Source organism: Cryobacterium sp. Y29, assembly GCF_002929825.1.
Classification (GTDB): Bacteria; Actinomycetota; Actinomycetes; order Actinomycetales; family Microbacteriaceae; genus Cryobacterium.
On the sequence record NZ_PJJN01000034.1, the window covers coordinates 14074 to 36643 of the forward strand.

At 65.5% G+C, this 22570-nt stretch carries 19 protein-coding genes, 1 pseudogene and 1 riboswitch; of the genes and pseudogenes, 8 read left to right on the forward strand and 12 right to left on the reverse strand.

The features are described 5' to 3' along the window. The first annotated feature begins 43 nt into the window (after positions 1-43). A complete protein-coding gene (locus tag CXY74_RS10345; protein ID WP_199183201.1) occupies positions 44-2248 on the forward strand; it encodes a heavy metal translocating P-type ATPase in 2205 nt (734 codons plus the stop codon). 148 nt (positions 2249-2396) lie between these two features. On the opposite strand, the gene CXY74_RS10350 is transcribed toward CXY74_RS10345, so the two are convergent. From CXY74_RS10350 to CXY74_RS10360, 3 genes are read right to left on the reverse strand one after another with little or no spacing between them, the layout of a single operon-like run. Next, positions 2397-3317, reverse strand: a complete 921-nt coding sequence (locus tag CXY74_RS10350) for a DMT family transporter (RefSeq protein WP_104200371.1) — start codon at positions 3315-3317, stop codon at positions 2397-2399. 1 nt (position 3318) lies between these two features. After that, positions 3319-4290: an aldose 1-epimerase family protein gene (locus CXY74_RS10355; protein WP_104200372.1), complete on the reverse strand. Its 972-nt coding sequence runs from the start codon at positions 4288-4290 to the stop codon at positions 3319-3321. A gap of 9 nt (positions 4291-4299) precedes the next feature. Next, the gene (locus CXY74_RS10360) at positions 4300-5181 is read right to left on the reverse strand and encodes a DeoR/GlpR family DNA-binding transcription regulator (protein WP_199183202.1); all 882 of its coding nucleotides are present in this window, start codon (positions 5179-5181) and stop codon (positions 4300-4302) included. Between the two features lie 86 nt (positions 5182-5267). Between CXY74_RS10360 and galT the strand changes: the two genes are divergently transcribed. The 3 genes from galT to CXY74_RS10375 all read left to right on the forward strand — a co-directional run bounded on the left by galT (position 5268) and on the right by CXY74_RS10375 (position 8376). Continuing rightward, a complete protein-coding gene (galT, locus tag CXY74_RS10365) occupies positions 5268-6452 on the forward strand; it encodes a galactose-1-phosphate uridylyltransferase (RefSeq protein ID WP_104200373.1) in 1185 nt (394 codons plus the stop codon). Between the two features lie 38 nt (positions 6453-6490). After that, on the forward strand, positions 6491-7654 hold the full coding sequence (gene galK / locus CXY74_RS10370) for a galactokinase (protein ID WP_104200554.1): 1164 nt from the start codon (positions 6491-6493) through the stop codon (positions 7652-7654). A gap of 179 nt (positions 7655-7833) precedes the next feature. Further along, positions 7834-8376 (forward strand): gamma carbonic anhydrase family protein, encoded by a 543-nt coding sequence (locus CXY74_RS10375; RefSeq protein WP_104200374.1) that lies wholly within the window; start codon positions 7834-7836, stop codon positions 8374-8376. Between the two features lie 135 nt (positions 8377-8511). Here CXY74_RS10375 and CXY74_RS10380 read toward each other — a convergent pair whose 3' ends face one another. Further along, the gene (locus CXY74_RS10380) at positions 8512-9396 is read right to left on the reverse strand and encodes a bifunctional methylenetetrahydrofolate dehydrogenase/methenyltetrahydrofolate cyclohydrolase (RefSeq protein ID WP_104200555.1); all 885 of its coding nucleotides are present in this window, start codon (positions 9394-9396) and stop codon (positions 8512-8514) included. 181 nt (positions 9397-9577) lie between these two features. After that, positions 9578-10870, reverse strand: a complete 1293-nt coding sequence (gene glyA, locus CXY74_RS10385) for a serine hydroxymethyltransferase (protein WP_370446146.1) — start codon at positions 10868-10870, stop codon at positions 9578-9580. A 21-nt stretch (positions 10871-10891) separates the two neighbouring features. Beyond that, positions 10892-10980: riboswitch (ZMP/ZTP riboswitch) on the reverse strand. Between the two features lie 140 nt (positions 10981-11120). Between glyA and CXY74_RS10390 the strand changes: the two are divergent. Beyond that, positions 11121-11372 (forward strand): annotated as a pseudogene (locus CXY74_RS10390) (LLM class flavin-dependent oxidoreductase); the annotation flags it as partial. A gap of 80 nt (positions 11373-11452) precedes the next feature. Here CXY74_RS10390 and mnhG read toward each other — a convergent pair. The 6 genes from mnhG to CXY74_RS10420 are packed head-to-tail and all read right to left on the reverse strand — an operon-like array spanning position 11453 to position 17767. Next, positions 11453-11785: a monovalent cation/H(+) antiporter subunit G gene (gene mnhG / locus CXY74_RS10395; protein WP_104200375.1), complete on the reverse strand. Its 333-nt coding sequence runs from the start codon at positions 11783-11785 to the stop codon at positions 11453-11455. A gap of 34 nt (positions 11786-11819) precedes the next feature. Further along, on the reverse strand, positions 11820-12089 hold the full coding sequence (locus tag CXY74_RS10400) for a monovalent cation/H+ antiporter complex subunit F (protein WP_199183204.1): 270 nt from the start codon (positions 12087-12089) through the stop codon (positions 11820-11822). Beyond that, complete coding sequence (locus CXY74_RS10405; protein ID WP_104200376.1) at positions 12086-12688, reverse strand: Na+/H+ antiporter subunit E; 603 nt, start codon at positions 12686-12688, stop codon at positions 12086-12088. Before CXY74_RS10405 ends, CXY74_RS10400 begins: the two co-directional genes overlap by 4 nt. Continuing rightward, positions 12685-14292, reverse strand: coding sequence for a Na+/H+ antiporter subunit D (locus CXY74_RS10410; RefSeq protein ID WP_104200377.1), 1608 nt, complete (start codon positions 14290-14292; stop codon positions 12685-12687). Before CXY74_RS10410 ends, CXY74_RS10405 begins: the two co-directional genes overlap by 4 nt. Continuing rightward, positions 14289-14819: a sodium:proton antiporter gene (locus tag CXY74_RS10415; RefSeq protein ID WP_104200378.1), complete on the reverse strand. Its 531-nt coding sequence runs from the start codon at positions 14817-14819 to the stop codon at positions 14289-14291. Before CXY74_RS10415 ends, CXY74_RS10410 begins: the two co-directional genes overlap by 4 nt. Then, the gene (locus CXY74_RS10420) at positions 14816-17767 is read right to left on the reverse strand and encodes a Na+/H+ antiporter subunit A (protein WP_104200379.1); all 2952 of its coding nucleotides are present in this window, start codon (positions 17765-17767) and stop codon (positions 14816-14818) included. The genes CXY74_RS10415 and CXY74_RS10420 overlap by 4 nt, the downstream gene beginning before the upstream one ends. Positions 17768-18195: 428 nt before the next feature. Here CXY74_RS10420 and CXY74_RS10425 point away from each other — a divergent pair, with 428 nt between their 5' ends. Continuing rightward, complete coding sequence (locus tag CXY74_RS10425) at positions 18196-19671, forward strand: amino acid permease (protein ID WP_233193353.1); 1476 nt, start codon at positions 18196-18198, stop codon at positions 19669-19671. Positions 19672-19739: 68 nt separating this feature from the next. Here CXY74_RS10425 and CXY74_RS10430 read toward each other — a convergent pair whose 3' ends face one another. Beyond that, positions 19740-21005, reverse strand: a complete 1266-nt coding sequence (locus CXY74_RS10430) for an MFS transporter (RefSeq protein ID WP_104200380.1) — start codon at positions 21003-21005, stop codon at positions 19740-19742. Between the two features lie 196 nt (positions 21006-21201). Between CXY74_RS10430 and purU the strand changes: the two genes are divergently transcribed. After that, positions 21202-22062, forward strand: a complete 861-nt coding sequence (gene purU, locus CXY74_RS10435) for a formyltetrahydrofolate deformylase (RefSeq protein WP_104200381.1) — start codon at positions 21202-21204, stop codon at positions 22060-22062. Positions 22063-22175: 113 nt separating this feature from the next. Beyond that, entirely contained in the window at positions 22176-22532 is a 357-nt protein-coding gene (locus tag CXY74_RS10440) for a YrdB family protein (protein WP_233193333.1), read from the forward strand. Positions 22533-22570 lie beyond the last annotated feature (38 nt).

Genomic DNA, 22570 nt, shown 5'->3' on the forward strand with positions numbered 1-22570 from the left:
TATACTTCGCGAGTATCTGCAGATTCGAAAATCGAGGAACGTTATGACACAGCCCAACTCGAACCACGACACGCACGGCAGCACGGCTCACCTGAAGCCGGATCACGCGGCCATGAACCACGACGCGATGGACCACGACGTCATGGACCACGACGCGATGAACCATGGCGCTATGAACCACAGCGGGCACGGCGATCACGCCGAGCAGTTCCGGCGCCTGTTCTGGACCATGCTCGTCATCGCGGTGCCCGTGGTGGCGTTCAGCCACATGTTCGGGACGCTCGTCGGGTACGCCCTGCCGGACAAAGCCGGCGTGACTTGGATCTCCCCCATTCTCGGAACCGTCATGTATGTCTGGGGCGGACGACCGTTCCTGACCGGAGCGGTGTCTGAGCTGAAGGCCCGCAAGCCCGGAATGATGCTGCTGATCGCCTTGGCGATCACGGTCGCGTTTCTCGCCTCCTGGGGCGCGAGCCTCGACCTCATCGACGCTGAGCTCGATTTCTGGTGGGAACTCGCGCTGCTGATCGTGATCATGCTGCTCGGCCACTGGATCGAAATGCGCTCGTTGGCGCAGACATCCACCGCGCTGGAATCGCTCGCTGCGCTGCTGCCCGATGAGGCCGAGCGAGTGGAGGGTGATGGCCTCGTTAGCGAGCACAGTGTCATGGTCTCACCGGGCGACCTGGTGCTGGGCGACCTCGTCGTGGTGCGGCCGGGCGGGCGTGTGCCGGCCGACGGGCAAGTCACCGAGGGCACGGCCGATGTCGACGAATCCATGATCACCGGCGAATCGCGGCCGGTGCAGCGGTCGCCCGGCGACCAGGTCGTGGCGGGGACGGTCGCGACCGATTCCGCCCTGCGGGTGCGCGTGAGCGCTGTCGGCGATGACACCGCGCTGGCTGGAATCCAGCGACTCGTCACCGAGGCACAGACCTCATCGTCACGAGCGCAGCGCATCGCCGACCGGGCCGCCGGCTGGCTGTTCTGGTTCGCGCTCGGCTCCGGTATCGTGACCGCGATCGTCTGGACACTGCTCGGCCAGCCACAGGATGCCGTCGTGCGCACGATCACCGTGCTCGTGATCGCCTGCCCGCATGCGCTCGGGCTGGCGATCCCGCTCGTGGTGTCGATCGCGACGGAGCGCGCAGCGAAGGGCGGCGTGCTCATCAAGGATCGCCTCGCCCTGGAGAGCATGCGCCAGGTGACCTCGGTATTGTTCGACAAGACCGGCACGCTCACCAAGGGCGAGCCGACGGTCAGTCATGTAGCCGTCGCAAGCAGCCAGGCGGATGCCGCGACGCGCGTCCCTGAGGCCGGCGCGGCTTCGGCGGGCGCCTCGACGGGTGCTGACCTGTTTTCGAGCGACGATGTGCTCGCGTGGGCGGCTTCTGTGGAAGGTGACAGTGAACATCCGCTGGCTCGCGCCATCGTAACGGCTGCCCGCGGGCATGGTCTGACCGTGCCACGGGCAAGCGAGTTTCAGACTGCGGCGGCGATCGGCGTCACCGGCCTGGTCGACGGGCACAGCGTGAGCGTTGGCGGGCCGAGCATGCTCGACGAGCACGCGGCGACGCCGCTGTCCGAGACCGTGGCGTGGCAGAGCCAGGGCGCAATCATTTTGCACGTGCTGCGCGACGGCATGGTCGTCGGCGCGATCGGCCTCGCCGATGAGATTCGCGAGGAGTCGCGGCAAGCCGTCGATGCCCTGCACCGACGAGGCATCGAGGTCGTCATGATCACCGGCGACGCCCAGGCTGTGGCCCAGTCGGTCGCAGCCGAGCTCGGTATCGACCGGGTGTTCGCGGGCGTGCATCCGGAGGACAAGGCGCGCAAAGTGGCCGATCTGCAGCGCGAGGGCCGCCGCGTGGCAATGGTCGGCGATGGAGTGAACGACGCCCCGGCGCTCGCGCAGGCCGACGTCGGCATCGCGATCGGCGCCGGGACCGACGTGGCGATCGCGTCGGCGGGAGTCATTCTCGCCAGTGACGATCCGCGGTCGGTGCTCTCGGTGATCGAATTGTCGCGGGCGAGCTATCGCAAGATGAAGCAGAACCTCTGGTGGGCGGCCGGGTACAACCTGCTGTCGGTTCCCCTCGCCGCGGGTGTGCTCGCGCCGATCGGCTTCATACTGCCGATGGAGATCGGTGCCCTGCTCATGTCGGCATCGACCGTGGTCGTCGCCCTGAACGCGCAGCTACTGCGCCGCCTCGATCTGCGCCCGGGGGCGAGTGTGCGCGAGCCGTAGGGACGCGAGCCTCGAACCATGCGTTCGTGCGCCGAGGTGTGGGTTTCATAAACCGACCCGTAGGTCTTGCGCGCCTACAAACGATTCAGCGCCGTGAAATGCACGGCTCGGTCAAGGAGCGCGCTGACCGGATCACCCCAACGGGTACTCACCCCACGTTCAGACGGTGGCTCGCTTCGATGCGCTGGCCCCAGAACGTTCCCACGATGATGAGCACGGCACCGAGTGCCCCGATGAGGCCGAGGGCTTCGCTGCCAAGCGACACCCCCACGAGCACCGCCCAGATCGGTTCGGTGCCCATGAGGAGGCTGGCCCTGGCCGCCGACGTGCGGCGGATCGCCCACATCTGCGCCAGAAACGCGAACACGCTGCAGGCCAAGCCCAGGTAGAGCACGCCGATCCACGCGGCCAGGTTGAAAGTCAGGACGGCCGCGACGAGGCCGGGAACATCGAATGCGGTGAAGACGACCGCCCCGACGACCGCCTGCACCAGGGTGAGCGTTATGGTGCTGTCACTGCGCCCGCGAATCAGGTGGCCCATCATCGTCACGTGGAGGGAGCGCACGAGTGCCGCCGCAAGAATAAGCAGGTCGCCCACATTGGGCTGCGCAAACCCGTTGCCCGAGACGAGCAGGGCAACCCCGACGACGGCGAGCACGGCGGCCACGAAGAATGGGCGCGGCAGCCACCGACGGGCCGCGAACGACTCCAGCACCGGAGTGACAATGATGGTGAGGCTGATGATGAGGCCCGCGTTCGTGGCCGACGTGAATGCCACGCCCTGGGTCTCAAGCCAGAGGATGCTCGCCTGGGTCACCCCGAGCAACACGCCGACCCCGAACGCACGCCGCGACGGCAACCGTTCGCGCCGCATCACCCAGACGATCAGCAGGGCGAGCGCCGCGACCAGAAAGCGCAGCGCGAGCACGGCCGACACACTCGCCTGCTCGGTGAGCACCTTCGCGCTCAGGTAGCTTCCGCCCCAGACCAAGGCCACGAGCAGCAGCACGAGGTCGACCCGGTAGCGCCCGAGGTGCGGCAGCATGCGGTGCGTCAGGGTTGTGGTCATCCTACGGTTGACTCGGCGAGTCGAACCCGGCATGATAGATGCCCCAGCGCACGATCCACTCCTCCCCCGGTTGCAGCCAGTGCAGACCAGCGCCGGTGTTGAAGGCATCGGCGGGTGCCGTCATCGGTTCGATGGCGATCGCCTGGCCGCGTAATGGCTCGGTGGCTCCGGTACGAACCGGAAAAACACGGGGCGTGAAGACCTGCACGTAGCGCATATTCTCATCGCCCCAGAGGGTGACGCTGCGGCCATCCGCCGCCGTGAGGGAGTGTTCGCCGGGCGTGCCCGAGCTGAGACGGGCCAGGCCGACCCCGCCGAAGCCATCATCGAGGTCGAGGTCGCCGACCACAACGCCCCCGCGCAGGTCGAACCGGGTGCCGTCGACGGGGGTTTCGCCGGTCGGGTTGAGGCGGTCATCTACGTCGATATGGGTTGCGGCATCCACTCGCACCATGAGATCGCCGGTCGGTACGTCACCGATTTTCAGATACGGATGCGCCCCCACCGCCACCGGCGCCGCGTCGGTACCGACGTTGGTCAGTCGGTGTGTCACGTTCAGACCGTTGGGAGTGAGCGCATAGCTCACCTCGGTGTCGAGGTGAAACGGGTAGCCGGACTGCGGAAAGACCGTCGCGGCGAGCGTGACCGAATCACTCTGCCTCGACACCTCGCGGTAGGAGGTGAAGCGGAGCAGCCCGTGGATGGCATTGTGGCGGGCCGGTTCGGTGAGCGCGAGTTGGCGGGTGACGTCGTTCTGGGTCCACTTACCATCGCGAATGCGATTGGGCCACGGCACGAGGACGATGCCGGCAGCCATGGGAGGTTGCGATGCTTCGGGAAAGTTCTCAACCAGGTCTATGCCGTTCACGGAATATGCCCGGAGCCCAGCTGCCACCTCGGTCACGACGGCGTGGGCTGTTCCCCTCGCTGTCTGCACGGTCAGATCGTATTGAATTCCAGTCGGTGCGCGCATCCGCTTAGCCTAGGGCCGGTCCGGCGCCTGCGGCGCAGTTTCGGTTAGCTCGACGGGGAGCAAGACTCTCAGCCCGACCTCGCGCAGCGAATCCAGCATCGCCGGATCTGCAGCGGCATCGGTGATGAGCGTGTGGAAGTCGCTCAGCGGGCCCACCCGGCCGAGATGCACCTGACCCAGCTTGGAGCGGTCGGCCACGACGACCACTCGCTCCGCCGCGGTGAGCATGAGCGCTTTGATTCCGGCCTCCGGCAGGTTGATGTTGGTGACACCGCCGGCGATGTCGACGCCATTACAACCGATGAAGACCAGGTCGGCATGAACCTGGCTGAGCATCAGCCCGGCGAGCGGCTCGACCAACGAGTGCTGCAGCGGGCGCAGTGACCCTCCGGTGACGATCACGGTGAACCGTGGGATAGCCTGTTCCAGTTCGAGGGCGATGCTGAGCCCATTAGTGATGATGACAACGTCATGCAGGTCGTCCCGCGCAACCAGCGCGCGGGCCACAGCGTGGGTCGTGGTTCCCACGTCCAGAATCACGCTCTGCCCACTGCGCACGAGCCCGGCCGCGATCTGCGCAATTTGTTGTTTGGGAACGATCGAGGCTTCCAGAGCTTCCTCGAACGAGTGCTCGCGTTCAGCGCGAAAACTTTCGCCCTCGCCGAGGGAATGTGCCGGTACCGCTCCGCCGTGCACGCGCCGAACAGCACCCTGAAGCTCTAGGGCGTCAAGATCAGCCCTGGCCGTCACTCCGGAGATGTTGAAGGCGCTCCGCAATTCGCTCACGCGCACGAACCCGCGTTCGTCCACCAGGCGCTGTGCTTGCTCGCGGCGAACGTGAGCAGGAAGCGGATTGGGTATCGGGCTGCGCGTTGGTTCGGTCGCGATCATCAAACCAGTATCACTTGATTTCTTTTGCTTTTCAATACGCAATTGCATGGTTTCGCTTGCGCAAAATTTGCTAATATGACAGTGCCATGACGAATCCACACACCCACCGCCCGCACTTTGTCGCCGATGAGACAATCGGGCGGCAGTCCAGCACCCTCGCCGACGGTCGCGACCTCGTGTATTTTGACGACCCTGACACCGCGCTGTCGCCGGATCGGGCGCTCGACCTGCGTGAACCCACCGAACGTGCGACCACCGCGACCATGCGCCAAGACCCACTGACCGGGGAATGGGTCTCCATTGCCGCCAATCGCCAGAACCGGGTGTTCTTGCCGCCCGCCCACCTCGACCCGCTCGCACCACAATCCCCCGGCAATGCCTCGGAGATTCCGAGCAACTACGACGTGGCCGTCTTCGAAAATAAGTCCCCGTCATTTGGTCCTCTTTTGGCGGATGCCGCCACCCCGGTCGATCTGGCCGATCTCGACCGCATCGGCATCGGCCGTACCCGCCGGTCCGTTGGCCGCTGCGAGGTGGTGTGCTTCAGTCCCGAGAACGAGGGATCCTTTGCCAGCCTGTCGGTGATTCGAGCCCGAACCGTTATTGAGGCCTGGGCAGAACGCACCCACGCGCTGTCGCAGTTGCCGGGCGTTGAGCAAGTATTCCCGTTTGAGAATAAAGGTGAGCAGATCGGGGTGACCCTGCGGCATCCGCACGGTCAAATCTATTCGTACCCCTATGTGACCCCAAGAACCCAGCGCTTGGTCGACTCGCTCGAACGCTATGGACCAACCCTCTTCGCCGATATTCTGGCGAGCGAACAAGCCAGCGACCGGGTGATTCTTCGCGGCGAACACTGGACCGCCTTTGTTCCTTTCGCGGCGCGCTGGCCGATCGAAGTGCACATGCTGCCGCACCGCCAGACACCCGACTTCGCCGAAACCACCCTCGCCGAACGCGATGAGCTGGCCGTGTTGTATCGTCGGCTGCTGCGCGGCATCGACGCGATCTACTCGACCCCGACTCCCTATATCGCCGCGTGGCACCAGGCGCCGGTACGGACGCACCGGGCGGACATCCGCTTGATGCTGCAACTGACCAGCCCGCGACGCGCCGAGGAGAAGCTCAAGTTTCTCGCCGGGTCGGAGGCCGCCATGGGCGCTTGGATCGGCGATGTCACTCCAGAGGATGCTGCCGCCACGATTCGCGCGGCCGTCGCCCGCGCCGCCGAGGCGGACTCCGTCACCGTCACGTCGAGGACACACCCGTGACGGGCCAAAATGCTCACGGCCCCGGCATCGTCAATGCGTTGGACCGCGCGGCCCAGGCGGGCTTTCAGAGTCGCTTTCATCGATTGGCGACAGGCCTGTGGTCGGCGCCCGGCCGGGTCAACCTGATCGGTGAGCACACCGACTACAACGATGGGTTCGTGCTGCCGCTCGCCATCGACCGGCGCACGGTCGTTGCGCTCGCGACCAGGACCGACCGAGTCGTTCGCGTCGCGAGTTCCTTCGCGTCCGAGACCGTCGAGGTCTCCCTCGACGAGTTGATTCCCGAGAAGCTCGACGGCTGGTCAGCGTACCCGCTGGGTGTGGCCTGGGCGCTCGGGCAGTTCGGAGCCGACCTCACCGCCGTGCCGGGATTCGACGTCTATATCGACTCCGACGTGCCGGTAGGCGCCGGGCTGTCGTCGTCAGCAGCGCTTGAAAGCGCCATTGCGGTAGCCCTCAACGACGTGTGGCACCTGAGCCTCGACCGTGCGACGCTGGCCCGTGTCGGCCAGCTCGCCGAGAACCGGGTCGTCGGCGCCCCGACCGGCATCATGGACCAATCGGCATCACTGCTCGGCCAAGCCGACGCTGCGGTATTTCTGGACTGCCGCAGCCTCGCGGCCGAGGTCATCCCGCTCGGACTCGACCCGGCAGGCCTCGAATTGCTCATCATCGATACCCGGGTGAGCCACTCGCACGCGACGGGTGGGTACGCCGCCCGCCGAAAGTCGTGTGAGGCCGGCGCCCGCGCTTTAGGCGTACCGGCCCTGCGCGATCTCAGCCTGCACGATCTCCCCCGAGCGCAGACGTTGCTCGACGACGAGACTTTTCGCCGAGTGCGTCACATCGTGACCGAGAACCAACGTGTGCTCGACACCGTGCAGGCACTGCGATCGAGCGGATGCACCGCGATCGGGCCGCTCTTGGATGCGTCACACCGCTCGATGCGGGACGACTTCGAGATTTCAGCGCCCGAACTGGACCTGGCCGTGGACACCGCCCGCCGCGCGGGTGCCATCGGCTCGCGCATGACCGGCGGCGGCTTCGGTGGCGCGGCCATCGCCCTGACCCCGACCGAGCTCGTGCCGGCGGTGACGGCCGCCGTGATGGTGGCTTTTACCGAACGAGGCTTTGCCACCCCCGACGTGTTCGTGGTGCACGCCGCCGATGGGGCAGCCCGCGACAGTGGCGTGCGCCCCTGAGCCGTCAAACCCCCGACCCGCCTAGGTGGACGCGCGAATAACAAGGTCGGTCGGAAGGATGATCGTGGCTGGTCATTCCTCACCAACGTCGTTCATGATCGCCTGACAGCACGCTCTAACAGAACCCCGGGGTCCGGCAACGCATGGCCCCGGGAAGCGGCTCAGCTAGGCTGACGCGTATGACTGCCGATAGCGCTGCCCGAATCATCGTTTTGCCGCACACGCCCGCTCCGAGCATCGCCGACACGGCGTTCGTCGCCCCCGGGGCCGTCATCGTCGGCAATGTCATCCTCGCGGACCGGGCCAGCGTCTGGTACAACTCTGTGCTGCGCGCCGAGCTCGAGCCGATCACGATCGGGGCCGGCTCGAACCTGCAGGACAACGTCTCCTGCCACGTCGACACCGACTTTCCACTCACTCTCGGCACCGGAGTCTCGGTCGGGCACGGCGCAGTGCTGCACGGGTGCACGATTGAAGACAACGTGCTCGTCGGCATGGCCGCGACCATTCTGAACGGCGCCGTCATCGGCACCGGATCCCTCGTGGCTGCCGGAGCCGTCGTGCTTGGTGGCACCGTCGTGCCACCCGGATCGCTCGTAGCCGGTGTCCCCGCCAAGGTTCGACGCCCCCTGACCGACGACGAGATCGCCAGCATCCGTCATAACGCAAAGAACTATCTCGAGCACACCGAGCTGCATCGCGCAGCCCTCGCCCAGCAGTAGTTTTTCGGCACTAGTGGATGCCCCGGCGCTCACGCCGGTCAATCTGCGACGCGCCGGGTCAGAAGTGCTGAGGTAACGGCGTGCCGCGAAATTTACCGGCGTGAACTACGGCCGACTGAACCCCGGGCCGAGCCGCTACGCCAGCAGGGACTGCTCGGCGGCCTTGACCACGTTGGAGAGCAGCATGGCGCGGGTCATCGGACCCACGCCGCGCGGGTTCGGCGAGAGGTGCCCGGCGACCGAGGCCACGTCGGGGTGCACGTCGCCGGTCAGCCGGCCCTTGCCGGTCTCTTCGTTGTGCACACGGGTGATACCCACGTCGAGCACGGCGGCGCCCGGCTTGATCCAGTCGGCTTGAATCAGGTGCGGCACGCCAACGGCGGCTACGACGATGTCGGCGCGGCGCACCTCGCCGGCGAGGTCGACCGTGCGCGAATGGGTGAGGGTGACGGTCGCGTCGAGGCCTTTGCGGGTGAACAGCAAGCCGAGCGGGCGACCGACGGTGAGGCCGCGGCCGACCACAACGACCTTCTTGCCGACGATCGGCACATCGTAGCGGCGCAGCAGCTCGACGATTCCGGCCGGGGTGCACGGCAGCGGTGAACGCAGTTCACCCTCGATCCCGAGTACGAGGCGCCCGAGGTTGGTCGGGTGCAGGCCGTCGGCGTCTTTGGACGGATCGATGAGTTCGAGCATCGCGTTCTCGTTGTGGCCGACCGGCAGCGGCAGCTGGATGATGTACCCGGTCACCTCGCGGCTGTCGTTGAGATCCTTGATGGCCGCGCGGACATCCGCCGAGGTCGCCGAACCGGGGAGGTCGATGCGCAGCGATTCGATGCCGACTTCGGCGCAGTCACGGTGCTTGCCCGCGACGTAGATTTCGGAGCCCGGGTCGTTGCCAACGAGCAGGGTGGCCAGGCCGGGCACCACGCCGTGCGAGCGCAGGGCAGCGATACGGCCCCGCAGCTCGGCCTTGATGTCGGACGCGGTCTTGACCCCGTCGAGTGTGATTGCCGTCATCATGGTTCCCTACTGTTGTCGATCGATGCACTTCGCTCGGACGGGGCCCGGGCCCCGTCCACGGGCCCAGGTTATAACCTGGGCCCAGGGTCGGGGCCCAGGGCCCGTCCAGTGGTGATGAGTGGGTACGTGCGCGCGCGGATGCCGCCGGCCCGGCCGGCGGCATCCGCTCTCGGGAAAGTTACTGCTGCAGGCCGGAGTACAGCGGGAACGCCTGCGTCAGGGCGCCGACACGGGCGCGGAGCGCGGCGATGTCGGCGCCGGGCTTGAGGGCCTCGGCGATGACGTCGGCGACCTCGGTGAATTCCACGTCGCCGAAGCCGCGGGTGGCCAGGGCTGGCGTGCCGATGCGGAGGCCCGAGGTGACCATCGGCGGGCGCGGGTCGAAGGGAACGGAGTTGCGGTTCACCGTGATGCCGACCTCGTGCAGGGCATCTTCGGCCTCTTGGCCATTGATCTCGGAGTGGCGTAGATCGGCGAGCACGAGGTGCACGTCGGTGCCACCGGTGAGCACGTCGATGCCGTGTGCGCGCGAGTCGTCGGCGGTGAGGCGGTCGGCGAGGATGCTGGCACCGCGCAGGGTGCGCTCCTGGCGTTCCTTGAACTCGGGCTCGGCGGCGAGCTTGAACGCGGTGGCCTTGGCGGCGATCACGTGCATGAGCGGCCCGCCCTGCTGGCCGGGGAACACGTTGGAGTTGAGCTTCTTGGCCAGGGCCATGTCGCGCGAGATGATCAAGCCAGAGCGCGGGCCGGCGAGGGTCTTGTGCACGGTGGTCGACACGACGTCGGCATAGGGCACGGGCGAGGGATGCAGCCCGGCGGCGACGAGACCGGCGAAGTGAGCCATGTCGACCCAGAGCAGCGCGCCAACCTCGTCGGCAATAGCGCGGAAGGCTTCGAAGTCGAGGTGGCGCGGGTAGGCAGACCAGCCGGCGATGATGACCTTCGGCTTGCTCTCAAGCGCCTTGTCGCGCACGACGTTCATATCGACGCGGAAGGTTTCCGGGTCGACACCATAGGCGACCGGGTTGTACAGCTTGCCCGAGAAATTGAGCTTCATGCCGTGGGTGAGGTGGCCGCCGTGGGCCAGCTCGAGGCCGAGGATGGTGTCGCCGGGCGTGGCAATGGCAGAAAGTACCGCGGCGTTGGCGGTGGCGCCGGAGTGCGGCTGCACGTTCGCGTAGGCGGCACCGAACAGGCTCTTGGCCCGGTCGATGGCTAGCTGCTCAGCGACATCGACGTACTCGCAGCCGCCGTAGTAGCGGCGACCGGGGTAACCCTCGGCGTACTTGTTGGTGAGCACCGAGCCCTGCGACTGCAGTACGGCGCGCGGAACAAAGTTCTCGCTCGCGATCATCTCGAGGTAGTCGCGCTGGCGACCAAGCTCCAGCTCGAGCACGGCGGCGATCTCGGGGTCGACGATCGAGAGTGGTTCATTGAAGGTTGACTTCACAGCAATGGCGGAATCAGGCACGGAGTTCTCCTTATATATGGATGTTGCGGCCCAGGCGTGCGGCCACTAACCGTGTCAGTCGCTCCCCGATGGTGACCCATCTTCGTGCTACGCCAGTTGCGACTCCACCAGCATATCAGCGGATGCTGCCGGCCGCGATCTCGGCATCCGTTTGCGCGTCGGCACCGAGCGACCCACCGAGGGAATCGCCCGGGGCGATCCACCGTTATCCTAGATATACCTGCATACGCATTGAATTTTGGAGGATGGCATGCAGCTCGGAATCTTCACGGTCGGGGACAGGACCACCGATCCCACCACGGGCGACACCCCCACCGAGAACGCCCGGATCAAGGCCATGCTCACCATTGCGCAGAAGGTCGAGGAGGTGGGCCTCGACGTCTTCGCGACCGTCGAGCACCACAATCCGCCGTTCGTGCCGTCGTCGCCGACGACCCTGCGCGGCTACGTTGCAGCGCAGACCCAGCGCATCATCCTGTCGACCGCAACGACACTGAGCACTCGCGGCACTCGTTGAGGAAGCGGGCACTCCGACCTCGGAGTGCCCGCTTCCCGGGTCAGTGCCGCGAGCGATGCCGCCGGTCAGCGGCCTTTCAGTTCGTCGACGATGAGCAGGTCGGGCCGCAGGTGCTCGGTCTCGTAGGCGGCCCGGCCCACCAGGTGCGCGGCCATCGGCGCTGTCAGGGCCTGGAAGACGACGATCGCGACAACGAGGGTCACGGTGCCGACCGAGAAATTGTTGATGGCAACATCCGTTGTCACGGCCATGAGACCGAAGATCTGCGGCTTGGTCGCCGCGTGCAGGCGCGATAGTACGTCGGGAAAGCGGATGAGCCCGATTCCGGCGGCGAGGCACATGGTTGCGCTGGCGAGCACGAGAAGCCCCGTGAACACATCGTGCAGCATCGCGCTCATACACTCACCGCCAGCCGGCACAACAGTGGGGCGCTCATGCGCTGTCCCGGCCGGGCAGAAAGCGGGCGACGCTCAGCGACCCGAGTACCGCGAACAGGGCCAGTACGAGCAACACCGGCAGATTGTCGGTGTGCCGGTTCAGGGCCATCTCCGCGCCGAGGGCGCAGATGACCGTCGCGACCAGCACGTCGGAGGCGATGACCCGGTCAAGCACGCTCGGGCCGACGACGATGCGATACGCCGAGAAAAGCGCCGCGATCCCGAACATGATCGAAGCGACCACGGCCACAATCTGCAGAATCATGATGGTCCCTGTCCATTTTGGTCGGCGCCGCGAGCGGTGCGACGGTTGGCAGGCGGCACCCCGCGCATCCGCTCGACGTCTTCGCGTGAGCCGAACCCGCGCACAATACGCTGTTCGGTGTCGAGTACCTGCCGACGAAAACTCTCGATGTCAGCGGCGCTGTGCATATCGAGCACGTGCAGATACAAAATAGAAGATTCCCGGTCGATGTCCACCACGATCGAGCCGGGCACGATCGACGTGGCGACGGCGGTCCAGGTGAGAATGAGGTCACTGCGGGTGTGCAGGCGAATCGCCAGGATTGCGTTGCTCGTGACCAGCTTCGGCTGGATCGCCAGCCAGGCCACGTCGATCGACGCCCGTACGATATCCAGAATGAGGCGCACGAAGAACACGACGGCGTGCAGCGGATGCACCCGACCGCTCAGTTGCACCGGCACCAGGTAGAACGCCACGGTCACCACGATGCCCACGACGAAAGCGACCAGCAGGTTGAGCCAGGAGAGCTCGCCCCACAGCAGCATCCACAGCACGATCAGGGCGATCAGCGGCGGAATCTGGTTGCCCACCGCCTCGAGGCGTTCACGCGGTGTGGTCACTTCGCGCCCCCCTCGAAGTTGGTGCCCACGTTACTCTCGGCAATAGAACCGGTGCCGTTCGGAAACACGGCGTCGATGTACGTCGACGGTGAGCGGATATTGGCGGCTGCTCGAGTGGTGAAGTCGAAGATGGGCCCGGCGAACACAGTGAGGGCCAGAGTCAACACGAGCATAGAGGTGGTCGCGCCGATCATGAGCGGGGAGATCGTCTTCTTCACCACGATTCCCTCGTCGTGTGGGTCTTCCACGAGTGACGCCGACATTGACGAGGTGTAATCCGTGACCTGCTGCTTCGGCCGCCAGAACGCCATGTTCCAGGCCCGAGCCAGGGCATACAGGGTGAGCAGCGAGGTGAGCGCCCCGACTCCGATCAGCAGGTAGATGATCGGGTCACCCACGATTGTGCCGGCTTGAAACAAGGCGATCTTGCCGAGAAAGCCTGAGAACGGTGGGATCCCTCCGAGGTTGAGGGCACCCAGGAAGAACAGGATGGCCACGAGCGGCGACGACCGCAGCAGCCCGCCGAGGCGCGAGAGCGACGTGGTGCCACCGACACGGTCGATCAGCCCCGTGGTGAGAAACAACGTCGTCTGCACAACGATGTGGTGCACGACGTAGAAGATGGTCGCGGCAATAGCCAGCGGGGTGCCAATCGCGATGCCGAACAGCATGTAGCCGATGTGGCTGACCAGGGTGAATGAGAGTAGTCGTTTGATGTCGGCCTGGGCGAGCGCACCAAGAATGCCCACGAGCAGAGTCAGTGCGGCGACGATCATGAGCGGTAACGAGAACTGGTTGTCGGGAAAAAACAAGGTCTGGGTGCGCAGGATCGCGTAGACACCGACCTTGGTGAGCAGCCCGGCGAACACCGCGGTGACCGGCGCCGGCGCCGTCGGGTAGGAGTCCGGCAGCCAGAATGACATCGGAAATACGGCCGCCTTCACCCCGAAAGCGATCAGCAACAACAGCCCGAGAATCAGCTGGATGTCGGCGGGGAGGTTGGGCATCCGCTCGGCGATCAAGGCGAGGGTGACAGTGCCGGTGGCGCCGTAGATCAGGGCGATCGCGCTGAGGAAGAGCATGGACGACACCAGGCTCACGACGATATAGGTGATGCCCACCCGAATGCGCGCGCCGGTGCCGCCGAGGGTCAGCAGCACATAACTGGCCGAGAGCAGCATTTCAAAGCCAACGTACATCGAGAACAGGTCGCCGGCGACAAAGGCGTTGAACAATCCGGCGGCGAGCACCAGATAGGTGGGATGAAAGATCGAGACCGGAGTCTCGGTGTCACCGTCGATGATGCCCTGGCCCACCGCAAACAGCAGCACGCCGAGCAGCATGAGCGCCGAAATGAGCAGCATGATCGCCGAGAGCCGATCGACGACGAGCACGATGCCCCACGGTGCTTCCCAGCCGCCGACCTGCACCACGGCCGGGCCAGACCGGTCGACGAGTACCAGCAGCACGGCGCTCATCACCGTGGCGGCGGTGAGGCTCAGCACGCTGACCAGCACCTGTAGGCGGCGGCGCCGGCCGAGCATCAGGGCTACGGCCGCTCCGAGCAGCGGCAGGCAGACGATGAGGGGAATGAGGGTGGTCACCGCGCGTCCCCCGGGTTGGAACCGGATGCGGCGGCCCCGCCGGCAGTATGCGTTTTGGTGGAGACGGTGTCTTCGTCGCTCGTCGCGCCGTCACCGCGCTCGAACTCGTCGATCGATTCGGCAACCGCGTCGTCGTCGTCAGAGGAAGAACGAAAAGTGGCGTCGGCATCGTCGCCACTCTCGGTGGCGTGTTCATCGGTGAGGGTATCGCCCTCGTCGCCGAGCTGGGCCAGCCACCACGACCGGTAGATGAGGGCGAGCAGCAGTGCGGAGATGCCGAAGTTGATCACGATCGCGGTGAGCATGAGCACCTGCGGAATCGGGTCGACCATATCTTCGACGCTCGAACCGGTGACAATCGGCGCGCTGCCCGGCCGGCCGCTCATGATGAAGATGAGCAGGTTGGTGGCATTGCCGACCAATAGAAAGCCGATCAGAACCCGGGTGAGGCTGCGTTCAAGCATCACGTAGACGCCGGCCGCGTACATGACGGCCATCACGATGACGAGGGTCAGGGAGGCGCTCATCGGGTGACCTGCTCGGGAGTTGTCGTGGATGCGCCCTCGGGAGCGGTGTCCGGCGGTGGCCCGATCTCGTCATTGTCACTCTGCCGATCAATCTCGCTGCCGAGGCTGCGCAGAATGTCGTAGGTCAGGCCGATGACGACGAGGTAGACACCGATGTCAAAGATGGTCGAGGTGCCAAACGACAGGTCGCCGAGCACGGGCACGGTCGCCGTGAAGTAAGCCGATTCAAGCGGCAGGCCGTCGAAGAACAGCGAGACGACGGCCATACCCACGGCGAGGATGACGCCGAAGCCGAGAAGCTTGCCCGGGTCGATCGGGGCCGCTTCGCTGAGCTCGTAGCGTCCGCCGGCGAGATACCGGGCCACGAGCGCCAGGCCCGCCAGCAGTCCCCCGGCGAATCCACCGCCGGGCAGGTTGTGGCCGGCGAAGAGCAGGTAGATCGACACGATCATTGCGGGGTGGAAGAGCAGCCGCACGAGCACTTCGATGAGAATCGACCGGCTGCGCGGATCATTTTTGCGCCCGGCGAGCAGGAAAGCCTGCCGGGTGACGGCGTGGCCCTCGCTCGAGAGTTCGGGGTCGGCGACGACTCGACGGCGGTTGGCCGCCGAGCGCAGGCTGCGGGATTCCTTCAGGCGCGGCACGACCGCATTGCGACCGGAGACGAACAGCAGGCTCGCGACGCCGGTCGCCACGACGATGAGCACCGATACCTCGCCCATGGTGTCCCAGGCGCGTATGTCGACGAGCATCACGTTGACGATGTTGTCGCCGTGACCGTCTTCGACCGACAATCGGGGCAGGGCGCCGGCGATGCTGTCGAACTGGCGGGCGCCGAGCGCGATGAAGCCGATTGTTCCCATGACCAGGCCCACGAGGCTGCCGATCAGCAGGCGGCGTTTGGGACGCACCGGTTTGTTGTGCTGGGCGATGTTGGCGGGCAGGCGGCGCAGTACCAGCACGAAAATCACGAGGGTGATCGATTCCACCAGCGCCTGGGTGAGGGCGAGGTCGGGCGCGCCGTGGAAAGCGAACAGGGTGACGAGGCCGTAACCGGTGACACCGGCAAGAATGACCGCGGTCATCCGCTGCTCGACCCGCGCCGCCATGACCGCGCAGATGGCCATGATCAGTGCGATGAGCACCTGGCCGGGGTAGTCCCACCACACGATTGTGTCGGGCCAGGTGCGGTTGACGAAGGCTGCAAAGCCGAGGGTGAGCACGAAAACGGTGAGGATGGTGCCGAGGTATTGCGGGAGCCCGCCTCGCTGGGCGAAATGGGTGACCCGGGCCGCAAGACGGTCGACACCGCGAATGGCCTTGCCGTAGCCGCGGCCGGCATCGATAACGTCGGGCACCTTGGCCTGCAGCCGCAATACTTGGCGGCGAGCGCGGAACATGAGCGCTCCGAGCAGCAGGACAACCGCGCTCAGGTACAGGGCCGGTTCCAGCCCATGCCAGAGCGCCAGGTGATACGGCGGTTCGGTCAGGCTGCCGACGCCCGGCACCGTGTCAGCGTAGGGCGTGAGCAACGGGTCGAGTACCGAGGCGAACAGACCAAGGCCGATGGTCGCCACCGTGAGCACACCGGGGGCGAGAAGCGTGTCCCACGGACTCGCGCGCAGCACTGTGGCCGGCTGCTTCTTGCGCGTTTTGAAAGCGCCCCAGAAGAAGCGGATGCTGTAGGCCACGGTGAGAACGGATCCAACGGCCGTGCCGATCAGCGCTGCATAACCCCAGCCGGAACCGCCGACACCGGCGTCGAGTAGTGAGGTGAACACGGCTTCCTTGGCGACGAAACCAAAGAACGGCGGCAGGCCTGCCATCGACGCGACCGCCACGAACGCGATGACGGCCAGCGCCGGGGCGCTGCGACCGACGCCGCTGAGTTTGCGCCAGTCGCGGGTGCCTGCCCGGTGGTCGATGACCCCGACCACGAGAAAGAGTGTGGCTTTGTACAAGGCGTGCGCCAGCAGCAGAGCGGCGCCGGCGAGCGCGGTGTCGCGGGTGTTGAATCCGATCGCGATCATGAGAAAGCCGAGCTGGCTGACCGTGCCGTAGGCCAGCAGCAGCTTGAGGTCATATTGGCGCAGCGCCCGCCAGGCCCCGACGATCATGGTCCAGACGCCGAAGGTGACGAGCACCGGCAGCCAGCCGTCGCTGTCGGCGTAGCCGGGGGCGAGACGGGCGACGATGTAGATGCCGGCCTTGACCATGGCGGCGGCGTGCAGGTAGGCACTGACCGGGGTCGGCGCGGCCATCGCGGCGGGCAGCCAGAAGTGGAACGGCACGAGGGCACTCTTGGAAAGCGCCCCGACCAAAATGAGCAGAATCGCCCAGGTGCCCATCTGGGTGGTCACCGGGTTCGCCACGATGTAGGCGAGGCTTGTCGTGCCGGAAGCGACCGAGATCATCACAACGCCGACCAACATCACCAGGCCGCCGAAGGTCGTCACGATCAGGGCCTGCAGGGCGGCGCCGCGGCTCTCGCGTTTGTGCGTGTAATGCCCGATCAGCAGGTAGGAGAGCACGCTCGTGATCTCCCAGAACATGAACATGATCACCAGGTCGTCGGCGGTGACCAGCCCGTACATGGTGCCCGCGAAGGCGAGCAACAGTGCGGCGAAACGACCGAGGCTGGGTTCTTGATCGGTGAAGTAGCGGGCGCAATAGACCAATACGAGGGCGCCAATGCCCGTGACGACGAGGGCGAGCAACCAGGCCAGGGTGTCGACCCGAAAAGAGAGGCTGATGCCGAGCTGCGGAACCCACGGAATCGACTGGGTTACGGCCCCGCCCGCGGTGACCGTGGCCGTCTGGGTGAGCGTGTAGGCAAAGGCGCCGGCGGGCAGCAGGGCGATCAGGTAGAAGACGCGGGTACCCAGATACCGGGTGAGCCAGGGCGTCAGTACCGACAAGACGATGAACGCGAGGAGCAATGGAACCATGCGTCCTCCAGGCTTGTCAGGTCGGGCTGGTCAGGGCGGGCTTGTCAGGTCGGGTCGTGAAGCCCAATTCTACCCGCCGACCGGCGCCCCGGACGGAGAAGTGCACTTCCGGCGCATCTCCCAGCCGAGCACATCGGACCGCGGGGTAGGGTTACGTTATCCACCCGGCCGACGTCGCCCGCCGCCATGAGCGTGCGAGCTTACAGTTTCCGGCCACTTTCCGCGCCACTTTCGACCGTTTCTTCGAACGCACTGTTTTCGTTCTGAAGAAGTTGCTCGTGAGGGTCCGGCCAACGAAATCGAGCACCGTTGTGAGCCCCACCCGCGGCCAGAAGCCCTCTTCCACCCCGGCACCGGGTGCCTCGCCTTCTGAGCCGCACGGACACCACGACCACGCGAATCCGCCCGGAGAGACCCCCTTCGAGCACATCGAAGACGCCCTGAGCGTGCACGAAGATGATGCGCTGCATAAGGGACTGAAGTCTCGCCACGTGCAGATGATTGCGATCGGTGGAGCGATCGGCACCGGGTTGTTCCTCGGTGCCGGCGGACGCCTGGCCAGCGCCGGTCCCGCCCTGGTAGTCATCTATGCAATCTGCGGCTTCTTCGCCTTTCTCATTCTGCGGGCGCTCGGTGAACTGGTGCTGCACCGTCCGAGTTCCGGCTCCTTCGTGTCATACGCACGCGAGTTCTTCGGCGAGAAGACGGCTTTCGTGACCGGCTGGCTGTACTGGCTGAACTGGGCTATGACAGCCATCGTCGATGTGACAGCGGTTGCGCTGTATATGAACTTCTTCGCCACCTACTGGGCACCGTTCGGTTCGGTGCCGCAGTGGCTGTATGCCCTCGCGGCTCTCAGCCTGGTCATGTTCCTGAACCTCCTCTCGGTCAAGGTGTTCGGGGAGATGGAATTCTGGTTCGCGCTGATCAAGGTGCTCGCGATCGTGGCGTTCCTGATCGTAGGAACCTGGATGGTGATTTTCGGCACGCCACTGGACGGCGCCACGGCTGGGTTTGCGCTGATCGGTGAAAACGGGGGCTGGCTGCCCAACGGACTGATCGCATCCGTTTTGGTCGTTCAGGGCGTCGTCTTTGCCTACGCTTCGATCGAGCTGGTCGGCACGACAGCGGGCGAGACGAAGAACCCCGAAAAGGTGATGCCCAAGGCGATCAATACGGTCATCATTCGCATCGCGGTGTTCTACGTAGGCTCGATCCTGCTGCTCTCGCTGCTGTTGCCGTACACGGCCTACAAAGCTGGCGAGAGCCCGTTCGTCACTTTTTTTGCCACGATCGGGGTCGATGGCGTCGACGTGATCATGAACCTCGTCGTGCTCACAGCGGCGTTGTCCTCGCTCAATGCCGGTTTATATTCCACTGGACGCATACTCCGGTCGATGTCGCTCGCCGGTTCGGCGCCGCGCTTCGCGGGCAAGATCAGCCGCAACGGCGTGCCGTTCGGCGGCATACTGCTGACCGGTGCCGTAACGCTGCTCGGCGTCGGACTCAACGCCATCGTGCCCGACAATGCCTTCGAGATCGTGCTCAATATGGCTGCGATCGGCATCGTGAGCGCGTGGGGCATGATCGTGCTGTGCCAGCTTCGACTGCAGGCCTGGGCCAAACGGGGCATTCTGGTGCGCCCGGTGTTCCGCATGCCGTGGGCGCCATACTCCGGCTACGTGACGCTCGTGTTCCTGGTCGGGGTGCTCGTATTGATGGCATTCGACTGGCCGGTGGGCACGCTCACGATCAGCTCACTCGTGCTCATCATTCCGGGACTCATGATCGGCTGGTATGCCTGCCGCGGCCGCATTCTCGAGATCGCCGCGGCCCGCGAGGGCTTCACCGGCCACGTGCCGGTCGTCGCCAACCGTCCGTTGTCCGACCGACCCCGCCCCTAGCCATCCGCCTTCTCTGAGCAACGCGCTGCTCGGCGTTTGGTCGCTGCGGCGTTCAGCTGCTGCGGCATTCAGCTGCTGCGGCGGGTCGCCATGCGGTCGGTAATGATCACGAGCACCAGCGCCACGACCAGCACCCCCACGTAGACGATCGGCACCGTTTCGAGCCCGACGCTGTCAATCAGCACAGCGCCGAGCAGTGCGCCGCCGCCGATACCAGCGTTGAACGCGGTGGTGTAGAAGGCACTTGCGGTATCGCGCATGTGCGGCGACGCGGCGTGCAGCATCCGCGTTTGCATGAGCGGGGGCAGCATGCCGAACACCATGCCCCAGAGCACGAACGCGGCGATCGCGACGGGCAGGGTCGCCGTGAACAGGGCGAGCAGACTCACGCTGACGGCGCTCGCGGCGAGGCCGAGAACCAGGCCGAGGCTCGGTCGGGAACCGAAAACCGTGCCGACGAGCAGCAATCCGACAGCACCGGCCACGCCATAGGCGAAGAGCAGCGGGGCCAGGAGAACGGGGTCGACGCCGAGCCCATCGAGCAGGAATGGCGTGATGTACGTGTAGAAACTGTAGTGACCGATCATCGTGATGCCGGTGATGCTGCAGATCAGCACCACCGCCGGCACAGTCGCGTCCCGACGGTTTTTCGTTGCCGATTTGGTCGGGTCAGCGAATGTCGATGCGCCCGTAGAGTGCCGCGCCACCGGCGGCAGAAATTTCCAGACCAGTACCGCGCCGACGAGCATCAGGGCGGCGAGCACGACGAAAGAGAGCCGCCAGCCGAGCAGATGCCCGCCCGCAGTGCCGAGCGGAACCCCGAAGACGAAGGCGAGCGTGCCACCCGCGACCGTGATGGAAACCGCGCGACCGATCTGCGCCTTCGGCACGAGGTGGGCAGCGTAGGCGCCGACAACCGACCAGAACAAGCCGTGCGCGACGCCGCCGAGCACTCGGGCGGCAACGACGAACTCGTAGGTCGGAGCGATGGCGGTGAGGATATTGCTCACCGCGAAGATGATGAGCACGACGATGATCAGGCCGTGGCGCGGAAAACGGCGGGTCCAAATTGCGACCGGGGCGCTCGTGAGCACGACCGTGAAAGCGAACCACGAGACGAGAAGCCCGATTTGCGACTGGGCGACGCCCAGACTGCCGCTCATTTCGGGGAGCAGGCCCGTCGGCAACATTTCGCTCGTGACTGAAAGAAATACGGCGGCCGACAGTGTGATCAATCCGACCCAGGGAAACGGAGGTTCACTCGCGCGGATGCGGGCGGGACGCACGACGGGGATCGACCCGGTGGGCAGAAAAATATTGGCTGTATTGGTCATGTCTGCATTCATGCTGAGAGTCGAAGCCGACCGGTGGGACCATGCACACCGAGGTCAAATCCACTCGACTGCGCGCCGACGTGCGCGCCCGGGGCCGCCTTGTTCAGTACGACCAACGGGTAGTCTACTCAAACGAGGTGAGGCGGCAGACTCGTCGGACCACGGCATCCGCTCGACCGCCCGGTATTCTGAGGTAATGACTTCTTCCACCCCACATCACTGGGTTATCACGCTGGTCTGTGCCGACCAGCCCGGAATCGTTCACGCGGTCAGCGGCGCGATCGTTCAGGCGCAGGGCAATATCTCCGAGAGCCAGCAGTTCTCCAGTGATGACACCGGGCGGTTTTTCATGCGGCTGCAGGTGCAGTCGCCGGCAACCCGGCCCGAGCTCGAAGCGGCCCTCGCGCCCGTGATCGAACGCTACGCGATGGCGTCGATCATCGATGTCGTCGGGCGTCCGCTGCGCACGCTCGTGCTCGCCTCGTCGGCCGGCCACTGCGTGAACGACCTGCTGTTTCGCCAGCGTGGCGGGCAGTTGCCGGTCGAGATTCCGCTCGTGCTGAGCAATCACGGCACGCTGCGCGACCTGGTCGGGTTTTATGGCGTTCCGTTCGAGTCGTTGCCGATAACGGATGCCGCCAGCAAGGCCGCTTTCGAGGCCCGCGTCATCGACGCTGTCGACGAGCTCGATATCGAACTCGTCGTGCTCGCCCGCTATATGCAGATTCTCTCGCCCGAACTGTGCGCTCGGCTCAACGGTCGGGCGATCAATATTCACCACTCGTTCCTGCCGGGGTTCAAGGGTGCCAACCCGTACCGCCAGGCGCATGCCCGCGGCGTGAAGCTGATTGGGGCGACGGCGCACTTCGTGACCGGCGATCTCGATGAGGGACCGATCATCGAGCAGAACGTGGTGCGGGTCGATCATTCGCGCACCCCGACGGAGCTGGTGTCGATCGGACAAGACGAGGAGAGCCGCACGCTGACCCAGGCGGTGAAGTGGTTTGCCGAGAACCGGGTACTGCTCGACGGGGCGCGCACGATCATCTTCAAGTAGCCGCGCCCGTTCGCGGGCCCACCTTCTGGCCTTGGGCCCAGTTTCTATCCTGGGCCCAGGGTTCGGGCCCAGGCCCGGGCCGCGGGGGCGGAGCGCATCGCTAAGATTGATAGGTGACAGATACGCGCGGCCTTCCGAAAATCGGCCCCAACGACATGCTTCGGTTCGTGCTCGAACTCTTCGCCTTCATCAGCCTCGGATTCTGGGGCTTCATCGCCTGGCCACTCCCCTGGCCCGGTATCTTGTTCGGCCTCGCCACCCCGGCTTTCGCGATTCTGGTCTGGGCCCTGTTCCGGTCCCCGAAGGCCGTGTTCCGCCTCGATCCGTTCGGTAAGGCCTTCATCGAGATCGCCATCTTCGGCGCAGCCGCGATCGCCTGGTGGGACCTCGGCTTCCCCATCATCACCGTGGTCTTCGCCGTCGTCGCCACGGTGAGCGGCGTCATCTCGGGTCGAAAAGAACTCCGCTAGCCCGCTCGAGAGCGAAAAGTACCCGTGGGAACGGGCAC

What these genes read in the sequence shown, in the direction of transcription:
- CXY74_RS10345 (WP_199183201.1), top strand. Translation starts at nt 44, where the DNA reads ATGACACAGCCCAACTCGAACCACGACACGCACGGCAGCACGGCTCAC.
- CXY74_RS10350 (WP_104200371.1), bottom strand. Translation starts at nt 3,317, where the DNA reads ATGACCACAACCCTGACGCACCGCATGCTGCCGCACCTCGGGCGCTAC.
- CXY74_RS10355 (WP_104200372.1), bottom strand. Translation starts at nt 4,290, where the DNA reads ATGCGCGCACCGACTGGAATTCAATACGATCTGACCGTGCAGACAGCG.
- CXY74_RS10360 (WP_199183202.1), bottom strand. Translation starts at nt 5,181, where the DNA reads ATGATCGCGACCGAACCAACGCGCAGCCCGATACCCAATCCGCTTCCT.
- galT (WP_104200373.1), top strand. Translation starts at nt 5,268, where the DNA reads ATGACGAATCCACACACCCACCGCCCGCACTTTGTCGCCGATGAGACA.
- CXY74_RS10375 (WP_104200374.1), top strand. Translation starts at nt 7,834, where the DNA reads ATGACTGCCGATAGCGCTGCCCGAATCATCGTTTTGCCGCACACGCCC.
- CXY74_RS10380 (WP_104200555.1), bottom strand. Translation starts at nt 9,396, where the DNA reads ATGACGGCAATCACACTCGACGGGGTCAAGACCGCGTCCGACATCAAG.
- mnhG (WP_104200375.1), bottom strand. Translation starts at nt 11,785, where the DNA reads ATGAGCGCGATGCTGCACGATGTGTTCACGGGGCTTCTCGTGCTCGCC.
- CXY74_RS10400 (WP_199183204.1), bottom strand. Translation starts at nt 12,089, where the DNA reads ATGATTCTGCAGATTGTGGCCGTGGTCGCTTCGATCATGTTCGGGATC.
- CXY74_RS10415 (WP_104200378.1), bottom strand. Translation starts at nt 14,819, where the DNA reads ATGAGCGCCTCCCTGACCCTCGTCATCGTGATGGCCGTCATGTACGCG.
- CXY74_RS10420 (WP_104200379.1), bottom strand. Translation starts at nt 17,767, where the DNA reads ATGGTTCCATTGCTCCTCGCGTTCATCGTCTTGTCGGTACTGACGCCC.
- CXY74_RS10430 (WP_104200380.1), bottom strand. Translation starts at nt 21,005, where the DNA reads ATGACCAATACAGCCAATATTTTTCTGCCCACCGGGTCGATCCCCGTC.
- purU (WP_104200381.1), top strand. Translation starts at nt 21,202, where the DNA reads ATGACTTCTTCCACCCCACATCACTGGGTTATCACGCTGGTCTGTGCC.